Annotated in this window: 14 protein-coding genes; 1 reads left to right on the forward strand and 13 read right to left on the reverse strand. The window is 68.4% G+C overall.

Annotated elements, in window-relative coordinates; genetic code table 11:
* The first annotated feature begins 101 nt into the window (after positions 1-101).
* Complete coding sequence (locus OC372_RS10020; RefSeq protein ID WP_262001772.1) at positions 102-380, forward strand: hypothetical protein; 279 nt, start codon at positions 102-104, stop codon at positions 378-380.
* A gap of 24 nt (positions 381-404) precedes the next feature.
* Here the strand turns inward: OC372_RS10020 and OC372_RS10025 are convergent, their stop codons facing one another.
* The 13 genes from OC372_RS10025 to OC372_RS10085 form a co-directional block, all read right to left on the reverse strand.
* Complete coding sequence (locus OC372_RS10025) at positions 405-2,039, reverse strand: fucose isomerase (protein ID WP_262001774.1); 1,635 nt, start codon at positions 2,037-2,039, stop codon at positions 405-407.
* Positions 2,036-3,565, reverse strand: a complete 1,530-nt coding sequence (locus OC372_RS10030; RefSeq protein ID WP_262001776.1) for an FGGY-family carbohydrate kinase — start codon at positions 3,563-3,565, stop codon at positions 2,036-2,038. The genes OC372_RS10025 and OC372_RS10030 overlap by 4 nt, the downstream gene beginning before the upstream one ends.
* Before the next feature lie 116 nt (positions 3,566-3,681).
* Positions 3,682-4,671: a LacI family DNA-binding transcriptional regulator gene (locus OC372_RS10035; RefSeq protein ID WP_105711551.1), complete on the reverse strand. Its 990-nt coding sequence runs from the start codon at positions 4,669-4,671 to the stop codon at positions 3,682-3,684.
* Positions 4,672-4,738: 67 nt separating this feature from the next.
* Positions 4,739-5,665, reverse strand: coding sequence for a dihydrodipicolinate synthase family protein (locus OC372_RS10040; RefSeq protein WP_262001779.1), 927 nt, complete (start codon positions 5,663-5,665; stop codon positions 4,739-4,741).
* Positions 5,659-6,492, reverse strand: a complete 834-nt coding sequence (locus OC372_RS10045; protein ID WP_105711549.1) for an SDR family oxidoreductase — start codon at positions 6,490-6,492, stop codon at positions 5,659-5,661. The genes OC372_RS10040 and OC372_RS10045 overlap by 7 nt, the downstream gene beginning before the upstream one ends.
* Before the next feature lie 27 nt (positions 6,493-6,519).
* Positions 6,520-7,392, reverse strand: a complete 873-nt coding sequence (locus OC372_RS10050) for a carbohydrate ABC transporter permease (RefSeq protein ID WP_081860046.1) — start codon at positions 7,390-7,392, stop codon at positions 6,520-6,522.
* Positions 7,389-8,354, reverse strand: coding sequence for a carbohydrate ABC transporter permease (locus OC372_RS10055; protein WP_105711547.1), 966 nt, complete (start codon positions 8,352-8,354; stop codon positions 7,389-7,391). The genes OC372_RS10050 and OC372_RS10055 overlap by 4 nt, the downstream gene beginning before the upstream one ends.
* Before the next feature lie 76 nt (positions 8,355-8,430).
* On the reverse strand, positions 8,431-9,723 hold the full coding sequence (locus tag OC372_RS10060; protein ID WP_091031893.1) for an ABC transporter substrate-binding protein: 1,293 nt from the start codon (positions 9,721-9,723) through the stop codon (positions 8,431-8,433).
* Between the two features lie 227 nt (positions 9,724-9,950).
* Complete coding sequence (locus OC372_RS10065; RefSeq protein ID WP_105711546.1) at positions 9,951-10,391, reverse strand: DoxX family protein; 441 nt, start codon at positions 10,389-10,391, stop codon at positions 9,951-9,953.
* 123 nt (positions 10,392-10,514) lie between these two features.
* Positions 10,515-11,384 (reverse strand): dihydrodipicolinate synthase family protein, encoded by an 870-nt coding sequence (locus OC372_RS10070; protein WP_262001783.1) that lies wholly within the window; start codon positions 11,382-11,384, stop codon positions 10,515-10,517.
* A complete protein-coding gene (locus OC372_RS10075) occupies positions 11,381-13,036 on the reverse strand; it encodes a tripartite tricarboxylate transporter permease (RefSeq protein WP_262001785.1) in 1,656 nt (551 codons plus the stop codon). The genes OC372_RS10070 and OC372_RS10075 overlap by 4 nt, the downstream gene beginning before the upstream one ends.
* Entirely contained in the window at positions 13,033-13,551 is a 519-nt protein-coding gene (locus OC372_RS10080) for a tripartite tricarboxylate transporter TctB family protein (RefSeq protein ID WP_262001787.1), read from the reverse strand. Before OC372_RS10080 ends, OC372_RS10075 begins: the two co-directional genes overlap by 4 nt.
* Positions 13,552-13,627: 76 nt before the next feature.
* Positions 13,628-14,596 (reverse strand): tripartite tricarboxylate transporter substrate binding protein, encoded by a 969-nt coding sequence (locus tag OC372_RS10085; RefSeq protein ID WP_262001789.1) that lies wholly within the window; start codon positions 14,594-14,596, stop codon positions 13,628-13,630.
* Between the last annotated feature and the right edge of the window lie 62 nt (positions 14,597-14,658).

Genomic DNA, 14,658 nt, shown 5'->3' on the forward strand with positions numbered 1-14,658 from the left:
CGGGCACCTCGTCTCGGCGAGGTACCCACGACGACTGGGCTCGTGGCGCAGCGAGACCGGAATACCGTGACAACGTGGGCCTCCGAACTCAGACTGGAGGCATGCGCTTGAACGACCCTCAGGTATGGACGCTGCTCGGTATCTTCGCGGCTGTGATGCTCGGCGGCATGACGCTCATGACGACGCAGCTCAGCCGCGTGATCCGCGTCGAGGTCGATCGCATCGACGCCACCCTCTCGGCACGTATCGACGGCCTCGACACCGCTCTCTCGACACGTATCGACGGCCTCGACGCGCGCCTCGGGCGGATCGAGTCCAAGGTCGACGATCTCGACAAGGAGTTGACGAACCTGGTGATGCGGTTCTGGCGGTCTCAGTAGCCCTCCAGGCAGACGAGCGCCGGGTCAGACCGCCACGTCTCCCACCAGGTTGACCTTGATGCCCATTCCGTCGAACATCGCGGCCTTGGCGATCAGAGCCTTGTCCGCCGTCTCGGCATCCGGAGCGTAGACGAGCTGTGCGTGGTTGGCCTTGTGGCGGGCCATGAACTGGTCGCGGGAGACGCCGTGCAGCACGACGTGGGCGATCGGCCACTCCGGGTTCGTAGCGTCCTTGCGGCGCTGGGTCTCCTCGGCCGGGAGCTCGACGACCGACGCGCGGAAGGTGTCCGCCTGCAGGATCCCGTCGGCGATGAACACACGCGACAGCACGATCTCGCCGGGCTTCGAGACGCCGTTGATCGTGGCTCCGCCCGCGGGGAAGAACACGTGCCCCTGCCGCCAGCCCTCGGCGTTCTGCCATCCGCCCAGGTGCGACGCCGGAACCGAGCCCGAGATCTCGTAGACCCAGACGAACTGCCCGTCGTACTCCTCGCCCCAGCGCACGTCGTGCAGGGTGTTGTCGGGCACGAGGCCCATCGCACGCCAGACGCGATCGGTCACCAGCGCGTCCACGGCGACCCCCTCGTCGGCCTCGTTGAAGTGCGGGAACGCGCGGCCGTCGTGCAGCACCCGTGAACCGTCGCGTGAGGTCACCGGCGGACGCTGAGTCGAGTTCAGGATGCCCTCGGCGAGATCGGAGGCCGGAACCAGGTCCTTCAGCCCCTGCTGGTACTGGATGCCCACCGCGTCGAGGCCGAAGTCGTCGGCGATGCGGAGCGCGGCGATGTACATCTTCAGCTGCCACTGCACCTGCTCCCGTGTGAGCTCGGTGGTGGCATCCTCGCCGTACCGGAAGGTCATGCCCGCGTCGATCAGCCAGTCATACGCGGCGTCCGCCTCGGCCTCGGTGACCTCGAGCATCTCGGCGTAGAGGGCCGACTGCGACAGGCGCTCCTTGTAGATGCCGGTCTGGTTGAGCAGCTCGTCGTCGAAGATCGCGTTGTACATGCCCATGCAGCCCTCGTCGAAGACGCCGATGATGGCCTTCTCCGCCAGGAGCTCCGCTGCGAGGGCCTCGCCCAACTGCTTCTCGGGGCTGTCGGGGAGGGCGGGGAGCGCGCGCACATGCGAGGCGTCATGGGTGATGGCACCCGTCTCCGTCCACTCCTTGATGCCGGCCTTGAACCAGTCGTCCGAGAAGTCGACCGACCAGATCGTGGCGTAGGGCTTGTCCATCTTCGTCAGACCGGCGTTCAGGCCGAGCAGTCCGACGAGGCCGGGCCAGTCACCGGCGAAGTTCGCGACCGTGAGGATCGGGCCCTGGTGCGTGCGGAGGCCGGCGAGCACGTGATGGGAGTACTGCCACACGGCCTCGGCGACGATGAGCGGAGCATCTGTCGGGATGTTCTTGAAGACCTCGAGCCCCATGCGCTGGCTCGAGATGAAGCCGTGGCCCGTCTCGGGGTCGACGTCGTTGGCGCGGACGACGGCCCATCCCAGGTCGTTGAAGACGCCGGTGACGCCGGCCTCGAGCTCGACCTGCACCGGCCAGCCGCCGGTGTTGGCGGCCTCGCGCAGGTCGCCCGACGCGATCAGGTAGGCGGTCTTCGGCGCGGATGCCGGGCGGGACACGGGGGCGGGAAGTGCGTAGGTGGTCATGATTCCTCCGGGGTTGAGTGGGATGACGTGCCGCGCTGCTCGGCGGCGAGTTCATGGACGACGCCCTTCGTTCCGTCGTACAGACGCACGTAGCGGTCGAACAGGGTGTCGTAGGCGGTGCGCAGCTCGGCGTTCGGGGTGATGCGCTCCGTGATGGGGTTCCAGTCGGTGATGAGCGGCGCCTCACCGTCGGCTGCCACGGCGACCGCGGCCAGGAAGGCGGCCCCGTAGCTCGCACCGATCGTGGTCTCCGGCACCTCCTGCACGAGACCGGTGACGTCGGAGACGATCTGCAGCCACAGTCGCCCCTGCGTACCGCCGCCGACCGCGACGATCCGGCGGATGTCGGCGCCGGCGGCCCGCATGGTCTCGACGTTGTGCCGCACGCCCAACGCGGTGGCCTCGAGCGCCGCCCGGTACAGGTCTCCCCTGGTGTGCTCGAGCGTCAGCCCGGCGATCACGCCTCGCGCGTCCGGGTCCTGGATGGGGGTGCGCTCTCCTGCGAAGTACGGGAGCATCAGCACACCCCGGGCGCCGACCCCCGATGCCTCCGCCTCGGCGAGGAGCTGCGGGTAGTCGGCACCGGTCAGCTCCTTGAGCCACGCGGTCAGCGCGCCGGAGGTCGAGAGGCCTCCGGCGAGGTTCCGGGTACCGGGGAAGGCGCCGGCCGTGGTCCACATCGACGGCGTGCGCAGCGCGGGCTCCCCCGGCGTCACCGCGCTGGTGAAGACCATGAACATCGTCGTCCCGTACATCAGCATCAGGTCGGCGGTCTCGTGCGCGCCCACGCTGACGGCCTCGGTCCAGGCGTCGATCGTGCCCGTGATGACGGGCGTCCCTGCCGGGATTCCGGTCGATTCGGCTGCCTGCAGGGTGACGGTGCCGGCGATGTCGCCGGCCCACGCGAGGCGCGGCTGCACGATCGTGGTGGCGTAGCGACCCCAGAACGGGGCGTGCCACCGCTCGCTCTCGATGTCGTAGAGGGGAGAGACCTGGCTCGCGGACTGATGGTCGAAGACGTACGCGCCGGTGAGCCGACGGACGAGCCAGGATGCGGGCATGAACAGCCGTCGGGCGCGCGCCCAGGCCGCCGGCTCCTCCTCCGCGATCCAGGCGATCTTCGGCCCGCCGGCCTGCGACGTGAGCACCGAGCCTCCGATGCGGGTGATCTCGTCCACGCCGAGCTCGGCGGTGATCCTCTCGATCTGGGCGGAAGCGCGGGTGTCGACGCCGTAGAGGATCGCGGGTCGGACCGGCTGGTCGTTCTCGTCGGCGAGCAGGATGCAGGGACCCATCCCGCTGACGCCGACGGCGACGACCTCGGCATCGGGGTGCGCGGCGAGCAGTTCGCGGGCAATGTCGACGAACTCGTCCCACCAGATCGAGGCATCCATCTCCACCCAGCCGGTGTGCGGCCGGGAGACGTCGTGCTCGCGGGTGGTGGTGGCGATGATGGTTCCGTCGGGCGCCACGAGCACGCCTTTGGTGCTCGATGTGCCGACGTCCACCCCGAGGGTGCATCGCATGGTGTCCTCCTTGATCACGCCTGAGGAAAGCGTAGCTGAAATCGATTTCACGATGCAAGCAGGAGATCGTGGTTACGCATGCACCGTCCATCACCGAGGCGATGCGGGGCGAACCCCTACGCGGAACGCCGCGCGGTCGCCTGCCGGGTCTCGCCCCGCAGCACGACCGTGCGCGCAGGGTGGGTGTCGCCGGCGATGCGCTCGAGGAGCATGCGCGCCGCCGTCACACCCATGTGGCGGGCGGGCAGCTGCACCATCGTGACGGCGGTCGGCGAGAGCGTCGTGAAGGGCAGCGACCCGACGACTGCGACCCCGACTGCCGGTGGGGTGAGTCCGTGTTCGGTGAGCACCTGGATCGCTCCGACACCGATGAGGTTGTTTCCGGCGACGACGGCGTCCGGCGGGTCGGGCAGGGCGAGCAATTCCTCCATCGCCGCCCGCGCACCGTCGACACGGAACGTCGCGAACCGTTGCAGCTCGTCGATGTCGGCATCGCGTCCCGCCGCTGCGAGCGCCTCTCGCCAACCCGCGGCGCGTTCGGCAGCGGTGTCGATGTCCTCCGGACCACCGATGTAGGCGATTCGTCGGTGGCCGGCGGCGATCAGGGACTCGGTCGCCGCGACGCCCGCCTCTCGGTTCGCCATGACGACGAGATCGAGCTCGTGCCGGGTGGCGCGGTCGACCGCCACCACCGGTCGGCCGGTGGAGAGGATGCTGTCGAGATCCGTCGCCTTCGACGCCGCCGCGATGATGACGCCGGACATGTGCTCGGCGATCGCGATCTGCAGGTACGTCGCCTCCTTCTCGGTCTGCGAGTCGGAGTTGCAGAGCACCACCGAGTAACCGGCCTCGGAGGCCACATCCTCGACGCCACGGGCCATCTCCGTGAAGTAGGGGTTCTCGATGTCGGGGATGACGAGGGCGATGACCTCGGACGTCTGGGTGCGCAGCGTGCGGGCGGCGCGGTTCGGCGTGAAGTTCAGCTCTTCCGCCGCGGCGCGCACGGCTTCGATCTTCTCGGGCGAGACCCTGGTGCCGTTGAACACCCGCGAGACCGTCGCCGGCGAGACGCCTGCGCGCCTCGCGACGTCGTAGATCGTGGTCATTTCCCGCCCTCTGCTGCCCGGATGCTTCACCCTACCGGCCTCTCCGGACGACGCTCGCGATCCCCCATCACGAGACGTCGCGGGCGTCCTCCTCGGCGGTGATCGCGATGTTCTCCTGTAGGCGCGCGAAGACCGCGTCCAGGCGCGCACGACCGTCGTCGTCGAGCGCCGGGAGCGGCGAGCGGCAGTCGCCGAGCGGGACCGACAGCTTGCCGCCGAGGTACTTGGCTGCGCCGAACACGCCGACCTCGACCATGCCCTCGACCGTGTCGTTGATGCGCACCTGCACGGCACGCGCTCCGGCGAGGTCGCCGGCGTCGAACCGTCGACGCAGCGACAGGAAGAGCTCTATCTGCAGGCTCACGGTGGTGCCGATCGCCCCGCGTGCGCCGATCGACAGCGCCGGCAGATAGAACTCGTCGAAGCCGTTGATCAGGGTCAGGTGCGGGTAGCGGCGGAGGATCCGCTCGGCCCCGTACAGGTTGCGCGAGGTGTGCTTGACGCCGATCACCTGGGGCAGCGCGAGCAGCTCGTCGAAGCCGCCCTCGGAGATGTCGCGCCCCGTGAACTGCGGGATGTTGTAGAGGATGAAGGGCAGCTCGACCGCGTCGATCACGGTGCGGAGGTGCCGCACCACATCCGCCGTCGAATAGCCGTAGTACAGCGGCGGGATCATGGAGATCGCTGCGACACCCGCGTCTTTCGCCGCGGCGGCGATGCGCGCCGCCTCCCCCGTCGACATCGCGCCGACGTGGGAGACCACGGGCACGCGCCCCGCGGCAGCCGTCACCGCGGTCTCGGCCACCGCGATGCGCTCGGCCTCGGAGAGCAGCACGCCCTCGCCGGACGACCCGCAGATGTAGAGGCCCTCGACGCCGCGCCGGATGTCGGTGTCGAGCATGGTCGCGAGCGCGCCGTGATCGACGCTCTCGTCGCGGCGCATCGGGGTGACCGCCGCTGTGAACAGGCGCGTGCCGAGAAGATCACTCACCATGCGGTCCACCCGCCGTCGACCACGAGGTTGGAGCCGGTCATGTACGTCGAGGCGTCGGACGCGAGGAAGACCAGCGCGCCGTTGTACTCGTCGGCCTCGGCCATGCGGCCGATCGGCATCCGGGCGATGTAGTTCGCCTGGAACTTCGCATCCTGCGTGTCCCGGCGGACGCCCGAGGGCGTGAGCGTGTTGACGCGGATGCCCGCGCGCCCCCAGTACGTGGCGCAGTAGCGGGTGAGGTTGTAGAGCCCCGACTTCGCCGCCGAGTACGCGACCGGCTTGATGAAGGGGATGCCCGTGTCCTCGGCCTTGTAGGCGTAGATGTCCTGCACGGGCGACACCATCCCGTAGATGGATCCCACATTGACGATCGAGCCGCCGACGCCGGCATCGCGCATCCGCCGACCCGCCGCCTGCGTCACGAGGAACGTGCCGACGAGGTTGGTGTCGACGACCTCGCGGAACACGTCGACCGGGAACTCCTCGAACGGCCCGGAGACCTCCGGCGGCGCGCTGGGCTGCGTGTCGAGTCCGGCGTTGTTGACGACGACGGTCGGCACACCCCAGGTCGCGGCGACATGGTCGAGCCCTGCGTCCACGCTGGCCTGGTCGGTGATGTCCATCGCCACGGCGAGCAGGCGCCCATCCGGGTCGTCGATGCCGAGACGCGCGGCGGGATCGGCCACCTCGCTGCGAGAGGTCACGGCGACGCGCGCGCCCCGCTGGTGCAGCGAGCGGACGAACTCCGCTCCGATCTGGCCGAAGCCGCCGGTCACGACGACCACCTTGTCCCGCACCGAGAAGAGCGGGTCGAGTCCTTCAGACATGTATCGATACTCCAGATTGCAGGGCGGTCAGCCCTTGACGGATCCCGCGGTGAGCCCGGACACGATGCCGCGCTGCGCCCACAGGAAGAAGATGATCGCGGGCAGCGCGAACAGCAGCGCGCACAACATGACGATGTTCATCGGCGTGTAGAACTGCCCGAGGAACGACGACAGCCCCACGGATGCCGGCCACAGGTCGGACGACGAGATGAAGGTGTTCGCGAACATGAACTCGTTCCAGCCGTCGAAGAACGCGATGACGGCCGCGGCTGCGATGCTCGGCATGATCAGCGGGAGCACGATCGTGGTCAGGATGCGCAGGCGCGAGCAGCCGTCGATGCGGGCCGACTCCTCGATCTCGTACGGGATCTTGTCGATGCCGCTCTTGATGATGAACATGCTCACCGGCATCACGAACGCGGTGTCGGCGAGGACGAGTCCCCAGTGGCTGTTGAGCAGCCCGGCGCCGGCGAAGATCGCGTACAGCGGGACGATGATCAGCGCCTCCGGCAGCATCTGCGTGCTGAAGAAGATGAAGCCGGCGACGCCGCGGCCGTGGAACTTGTACCGGCTGAGCGCATAGGCGGCCATGGTCGCCAGCACGAGGCTGAGGATCGTGGTGCCGGCGGCGATCACGAACGAGTTGCCGAGCCAGCGCAGGATCGGGATGTCGGAGAGGAAGCCGCCCCACTGGCCGATGTTCTGCACCTCGGGGAGCAGCGGCTGGCTGCCACCGTAGAGCGAAGCTTCGGTGCCGAGCGAGGTCGCCAGCATCCAGTACACCGGGAATCCGGCGAAGACGACGAGCAGTGTGATGAGGACGGCCTTGCCGAGGCTGCCGAACTTGGCGCCGATCCCGCGGCGACGCGGAAGATCGGTGGGGATGCGCACGGTGGTCATCGCTGGCTCTCCTGACGTTCTTGGATCTGCTCGACGATGAAGTAGACGACGGTGACCAGCAGCGACAGCACCAGGCCGAGGGCGCCGATGGCCGCGGCGCGTCCGAGGTTCTGATCCTGGAACGCGGTGCGGTAGACGTTCACGACGAGCGTGTTGGTGACGTCGAGCGGTCCCCCACCGGTGATCAGGAAGATGATCTCGAAGCGTCGGATCGACCAGATCGTCATGAGCAGCGTGATGACGCGCACGGTCGGCATGATGTGGGGCAGGGTGACCGCGCGGAAGGACTGGAAGCGGGTGGCGCCGTCGACCCAGGTCGCTTCGCGGAGCTCGTGCGGCACGCTCTGCAGGGCGCTGAGCATGACCAGCATCACGAGCGGCGTGAGCTTCCAGACCGTCGCGAGCGTCACCGCGAACAGCCCGTACTTCGGATCGACGAGCCAGCCGTGCTCACCGAGGCCGAGAGCTGCGGTGGTGCGGTTCAGGATGCCCTGCTCGTTGTTGTAGATCCAGACGAAGATGAGGGCGGCGGCCACTGTCGGCACGGCCCACGGGATCGTCGCGATGGCACGGATGATGCCGCGCCCCTTGAAGGCGGTGTTGAGCAGCAGCGCTCCGGCGGTTCCGATGCCGACCGAGAAGACCACCGTGAAGAGCGTGTAGAGGAGGGTCGTGATGACGGACGACCAGAACTTGTCGCTCGACAGCAGGTACTCGTAGTTCTCCATGCCGACCGGCCGTCCCCCGGCGGGGTTGACCAGCTTGGTCGCCGTGAACGACAGCAGCACGCCGCGGATCAGGGGGAAGACCGTGAAGACCGCCAGGTACGCGATCGCCGGGAAGAGGAAGAGGTAGGCGCCGTTGCGCTCGATGAAGCGTCCGATCGCGCCGGTGTCGCGGCGTCGCCGTGGCGGCGAAGCTGAGGGCGTCGTGGGTCGCGCCTCGAGCGTGGGGGTGGCCATGGCCGGGTGTCCTTTCGCGTGTCGCGGGGATGGCCGAGGGGCGGGCGGCGGGGGTCACGCCCGCCCCTCGGGGTGCTCAGCCGAGTTCGGCTTCGAGGTTCTCCTGAACCTCGGCCAGCTTCGCCTTCACGTCGCCGCCGTTGACCCGCAGGTCTTCGACCGCGGTGAGGACCTCGCGCCAGACGACCTTGCTCTCGGTCTCGAAGCCCTCGACGAGGGTCGACTTCGAGGTCTTGGCGGCCTCGAGGAACTGCGTCGCCCACGGGTTGGCCTCGAGGAAGGCAGCGTCCGGCTCGACGTCGGTGGCCATGGCGGAGGCGCCGAGGCCGGCACGGATGGCGGTCTGCCCCTCCTCTCCGAGCACCCAGCGCACGAAGTCCTTGGCGGCCTCCTTGTTGTCGCTGTTCGCGTTGACGGCGATGATCAGCTGCGAGTTCGAGCCGGGGTTCGCGAGCGGCAGCGGAGCCGCGCCCATGTTCTGTCCGTTCACGGCGTTGTCCGGGTTGCTCGTGATGGTCGTCGCGACACCGGAGTTCTCGAACAGCATCCCGACCTGGCCCTGGCCGAACTTCGCACGGAAGGTCGACGCGTCGTCGCCGATGGGGGCGACGCCCGAGGCGAACGTCTCGAGGAACGCCTCGACGGCCTCGACGTTCTCGGCCTTGTCGATGGTCAGCTTCTTCCCGTCGCTGAGCTCGCCGCCGAATCCGTAGATCCAGTTCGCCATCTCCAGCGTCCAGCCGTCGATCTCGGCGGTCTGGTGACGGCCGGCCCAGCCGGAGATGCCCAGCTCGTCCTTGATCGTCTTCGCCGTGGTGAGGAACTCGTCGAACGTCGTCGGGACCTCCAGCCCCAGCTCGGCGAAGATGTCCTTGTTGTAGATGACGGTGCTGTAGGTCGGGCGCTCCCAGTTGAAGCCGTACTGCCCGCCGTCGAAGACTCCGGCCTCGTTCGTGTTGTTGAGCGTGTCGCCGAGCTCATCGGCGATGTCGTCGAGCGGCTCGAGCACGCCGGCGTCGACGAGCGAGGCGAACTGGCTGTCCTGGAGGACCATCACGTCGGGGCCGCCGCCGGCACCCAGCTCGGTGCTGAGCTTGTCGGCGTAGTTCGCGAACGGGATCTCGACCTTGGTCAGCTCGATGTTGTCGTCGGGGCCGGTGTAGCCCTTGACGGCGTCCCAGATGATCGGGCCCTTGCCGTCTTCGAGGAACTGCCAGTTGGAGAACGTGAGCTCTCCCCCGGCGCTTCCGGCATCCGACGAGTCGTCGCCGGCGGCGCATCCGGCCAGGGCGATGGTCGCGGCGGCGACGAGGCCGGTGATCCGCAGCGCGCGTGCGCGGCGGGACGGGTGTGCGTGGTTCGACTTCACTGTTCACTCCTTTGGGCAGCAAGTTCTATGCGACGGTGCATCCGAGTTCTCGCCGGGTCTGCGTGAAATCGGTTTCATCACCATAACTCCGCATTCACAGCGGTGTCAAGAATGAAATGGTTACGCAACCTTATCGTGTCTTCTCACTCCGGAGAACGCACGTATCCCCCGGATACGACGGATGCCGCGGGGGTCCACCCCGCGGCATCCGTGTCACTGCTCTCCGGTCAGGCGAGCCAGGCCGGTGCTCGACCGCGCAGGAATGCACCGTCGACCGAGAACCGCCCGGCGCCGGTGAACGCGAGGGCCAGCGCCGCGGCGCCGAGGACGGCGACGAACTCGTATCCGCCCTCTCCGACCCAGAGCCCGGCGGGCAGGTGCACGGCGACGAGCGCGACGATCATGTCGACCGCCAGCAGGATGCCGACCGGGCGCGTGAAGAGCCCGAGCATCAGCAGCAGTCCGCCGACGAGTTCGACGAATGCGACGACCGGCGCCGCGATCTCGGGGAGGGGGATCCCCATGCCCGCGAAGCTGCCGATCGTTCCGGGGAGCGTGAACTCGAAGATCTTCTGCGCGCCGTGCGCGGCGAAGATCGCACCGACCACGACGCGCAGGACGAGGAGTCCCAGCGACGGGGCGGCGGAGGAGGCTTTGGTGTTCGTCATGAGGAGTTCTTCCTTCGTGGCAGGACACCCGCGCGCCAGGCGCGGAGCAGGGTCGTTCCCTGCTTCCACGCTAGGAAGCGCACTTTTCCATCTCCTGTGATCGGCCTCCGGCGAGGGCCCCGGTCAGCGGTGCGCGGCGACGACCTCGGCGACGGCGGTGCGCTCGGCTGCGGTCGGCTCGGCGATCGCCATGCGGCAGTAGGCGTCGACGACGTCGAGCACCCGGTACGCCTCCTTCATGCGGGCCATGTCTCCGCCGATCAGGGAGACGACATCGTCGACCGCGGCCTGGGCGGCGGCGATCGCCTCGGCGTCGCCCGATCGTCCGGCGTCGGCCAGGGCGCGGAACGGCTTGGGGGTGACGGACGAGACCCCGGACACGACGCCCTGCGCACCGGCGTCGACGGCGGCGATGAGGTCGCGGTCGGCGCCGGTGTACAGCTCGAAGTCGGCGGGGACGACGGCGCGATACGCAGCGATCTCGTCGAGGGACAGCTCGCTGAGCTTCGCCCCCACGATGTTCGGCAGCGCAGCGAGCCGCACCAGCAGTTCGGGCGAGACGGTGTTGCCGCTGCGCGCCGGGTAGATGTAGACGTAGAGGCGCCCGTCGCCGACGGCATCCGACACCGCCTGGAAGTAGTCGAAGATCGCATCCTCGGTCGACTTCAGGTAGTACGGCGTGAGGGCGGCGAACTCGGTCACGTCGAGACCCTTGGCGATCTCGACGAGCCGCACCGCCTCGAAGGTGCTGGGCTGGCCGACGTGCACGATGACGCGCATCCGGTCCTGCAGCTCTTCGACGGCGGCGGCGACGAGGGCCGTGAACTCGGCGACATCGACGGCGGGGAACTCCCCGGTCGTGCCGAGGATGAACGCGCCCTCGTTGCCCGATCGGCCGACGAAGCGGAAGATCGCACGCGACCCCTCGAGGTCGAGGCTGCCGTCGCGGCGGAACGCGGTCGGAACGGCGGTCAGGATGTCGTAGCGGGTCACTTCTCGGTCTCCTCGGAGTTCTTGCGGGACTTGCGGGCACGGCGCGTGGGCGCGTCGACGTTGCGGACGGTGGAGGTGAGCAGATCCGGCTGCGCGGCGAGCTCGTCGTGCGCCTTCTCGATCTGCTGGATGCTGTCGTCGTGCAGGATCGAGTCCGCGAGCGCCGCGCGCTCGGCGCGAGGTCTGCGGGCCGCACGGATCGCCGGCATCACGATCGAGAGCACGGCCAGCGCGAGCAGCACGATCGCGATGGGGCTGACGACCTCGAAGAACGGGCGCGTGGGAAGGATCGCCAGCGTGCGGGCGAGGTTCTCCTCGGCGAGCGGCCCGAGGAGGAGACCGAGCACGATGGGGCCGGCGGGAACCTGCATGCGCTTGAGCAGCACGCCGATCACGCCGAAGACGAGCATGGTGACGACCGTCGAGAGGCTGTTCGAGGTGGCGTAGGTGCCGATGATGCAGAAGATGAGGATTCCGCTCCACAGGTACGGCTGCGGCACATCGAGGAGCTTCACCATGCCCTTCATGCGGATGAGGCTCAGCACCAGCGACAGGATCGTCGCGATCAGCATGATGCCGACGATGGAGACAACGAGGTCCGGGCGGTTGGTGAACAGCGTCGGTCCGGGGGTGATGCCCCAGATGATCATCGACCCGATCATCACGGCCATGACCGAGTCGCCGGGGATGCCGAGCGCCATGGTCGTGGTGAGCGAGCCGCCGAGCGTGGCGCTGGATGCGGTGTCACTCGCGGCGACGCCCTCGATGGATCCCTTGCCGAACATCTCGGGATGCTTCGACACCTTGCGTGCACGCTCCCAGCCGATGAGTCCGGCGATGTCGCCACCCGCCGCGGGGATGAGACCGACGCCGAGTCCGACGGCGCCGCCGACCGCGGTCGCCCGCCCGCTCTGCCTCAGCTCGGCGCGGTTCGGCCACCAGCGGCCGAGGCTCGAGATCGGACGCACGGCCGACTTCCGGTACGTGAGCAGTTGGTCGAACAGCTCGGCGATGCCGAAGAGTCCGATGATGACGGCGATGAAGTTCACACCCTCGACGAGTTCGAGGACTCCGAAGGTGAAGCGCTGGTCGGCGGTCGCGGCGTAGGTGCCGACGCTGCCGAGCATGAGGCCGAAGAGTCCGGCGAGGATGCCCTTGAGCATCGACTTCGACGAGATGCCGATCATGATCGCGATGCCGAAGACCACCAGGGCGAACAGCTCGGGCGACTTGAAGTAGTCGCGGGCGAAGCTGGCGATGGGCACGGCGGCGACGGCGAAGAGCACGAGGGAGGCGAGGATGCCGACCGCCGAGACGATCGCGGAGATGGTCAGGGCGAGTCCTGCCCTCCCCTGCTTGGCCATCGGATATCCGTCGAGGGTGGTGGCGATGGATGCCGGAGTGCCGGGGGTGTTGATGAGGATCGACGGCACCCGGTCGCCGAAGTTCGCGGCGACGTAGATGGTCAGCAGCACCGCGAGGCCCTGCACGGGCTCGAGGGTCATCGTGAATCCGGCGGCGAGGGCGACGGCCATGGTCGCGGTGATGCCGGGGAAGGCTCCGACCATGAAGCCGAGCAGGAGGCCGACGAGCATGTAGAGCAGGATCGAGATGTCGAGGAGCGAGTTCAGCCCCTCCATGAGCGCGTTCACAGGGGAATCCTCAGGAGCATCCCGAACACGACGTAGACGAACGCCGTGACCGAGGCGGAGTAGATGATGAGGCTCAGCCAGCGGCGGTGGCCGTAGAGGAGCATGAGGGCGGCCATCAAGAGGGCGGCGGCGACGGGGAAGACCTCGACGCGGTAGCCGAAGAGGATGACCGAGCCTAGCGACCACAGTGCGATGAAGGCACCGGTGATGGCGAGGGTGGCGATGACGCGCAGGTAACCGCCGGGCTGGATGCGCTCGAGGTCTTCGCGGGTCGGGGCCGGGCGGGTGACCGCGACGGCGAGCAGCGCGATGGCGACGACCACTCCGGTGACTCCGATGACGAGGGGCCAGAAGCGGGCGTCGATCTGCCCGGGAGCGGCTTCGCGGCGCAGCGGGATCTGCGTCGAGAGGAAGAGGTAGCCGGAGGTGAAGGCCAGGGCGACGACCGCGAACACGATCTCGAGACGCCGGGATGCGGGTGCGCCCTGGTATTCGGTGTCGGGGGTGGACATCATGCTCCTTCTTTCGTCGAAGAGGAACGGCTGCGGGGCCGACCTGCGCCGGCCCCGCAGTGTTCTCAGCCGGGCCTTCTCAGCCCAGGAGGTCCTTGAACAGGTCGAACTGCTCGTCGACGAACGTGGTCCACTCGGCGGAGTCGCGGTAGACGACCAGGTTCCCGGCGTCGGCCTGGAACTTCTGGTAGCTGTCCGACTCGACGGCATCCTTGACCGCGGCCTCGAGGGTCGACTTCACGTCGTCGGGCAGGCCCTTCGGGGCGTAGATTCCACCCCAGCCGCCGAAGATGACGTTTTCGCCGATGGCCTCTTCGACCGTCTCGACGTCTTCCGCATCGGGGTGGCGCTCGTCGTTCATGACGGCGAGGATGCGCACCGCGTCGCCCTGCGCCAAAGCCTCGCCGAGGCCCGAGACGGCCGCGACGGTCTCACCCGAGGCGGCTGCGGCGACGGCCGTCGCTCCGCCGTCGTAGGGCACCGAGGTGAACTCGGCGTCGGTCGCACTGCCGAGTCCGATGGTCGCCGCCTCCCAGATGGAGCCGGCACCCGAGTTCGCGACGGTGACCGCACCGGCCTTCGCCTGGGTGACGAGGTCTTCGAGGGTCTCGATGCCGCTGTTCGCGCCGACCGTGACGACGCCGGGGGCGAGCATGATCTGGCCGAGCAGGTCGAAGTCCTCCGGCTGCACGTTGGCGCCCTGCGTGGTGTTCAGCATGGCGATCTCGACGGGCGCGAATCCGATGACGTAGCCGTCGGGATCCTGCGCGCCCACGTACTCCATCGCGAGGGCACCGGCGGCACCGGGCATGTTCTCCGGGATGACGCTGACGTCGAGGATCTTCTCGAGCTCCGTGGCGAGCGCGCGCGACGAGAGGTCGGATCCTCCGCCGGGGTTGGCCTGGATGATGAGCCGGATGTCGTTCTCGGGGAAGGCCGAGCCGGCCTCTTCGCCCTCTTCGACCTTGGTGCAGGCCGAGACGATGAGAGCGGTGGCTGCGAGGGCGGCGATCGCGGCGGCCGCCCGGGTGATGCGCTTGCGGGGCATCTTTGCTCCTCTACGTGGGTCGACCTTGTTGTCGACCCCCTGAGGCTAGCAGTGTTGACTGT

Origin of the sequence: Microbacterium sp. Mcb102 (assembly GCF_024519805.1) — a bacterium.
Classification (GTDB): Bacteria; Actinomycetota; Actinomycetes; order Actinomycetales; family Microbacteriaceae; genus Microbacterium.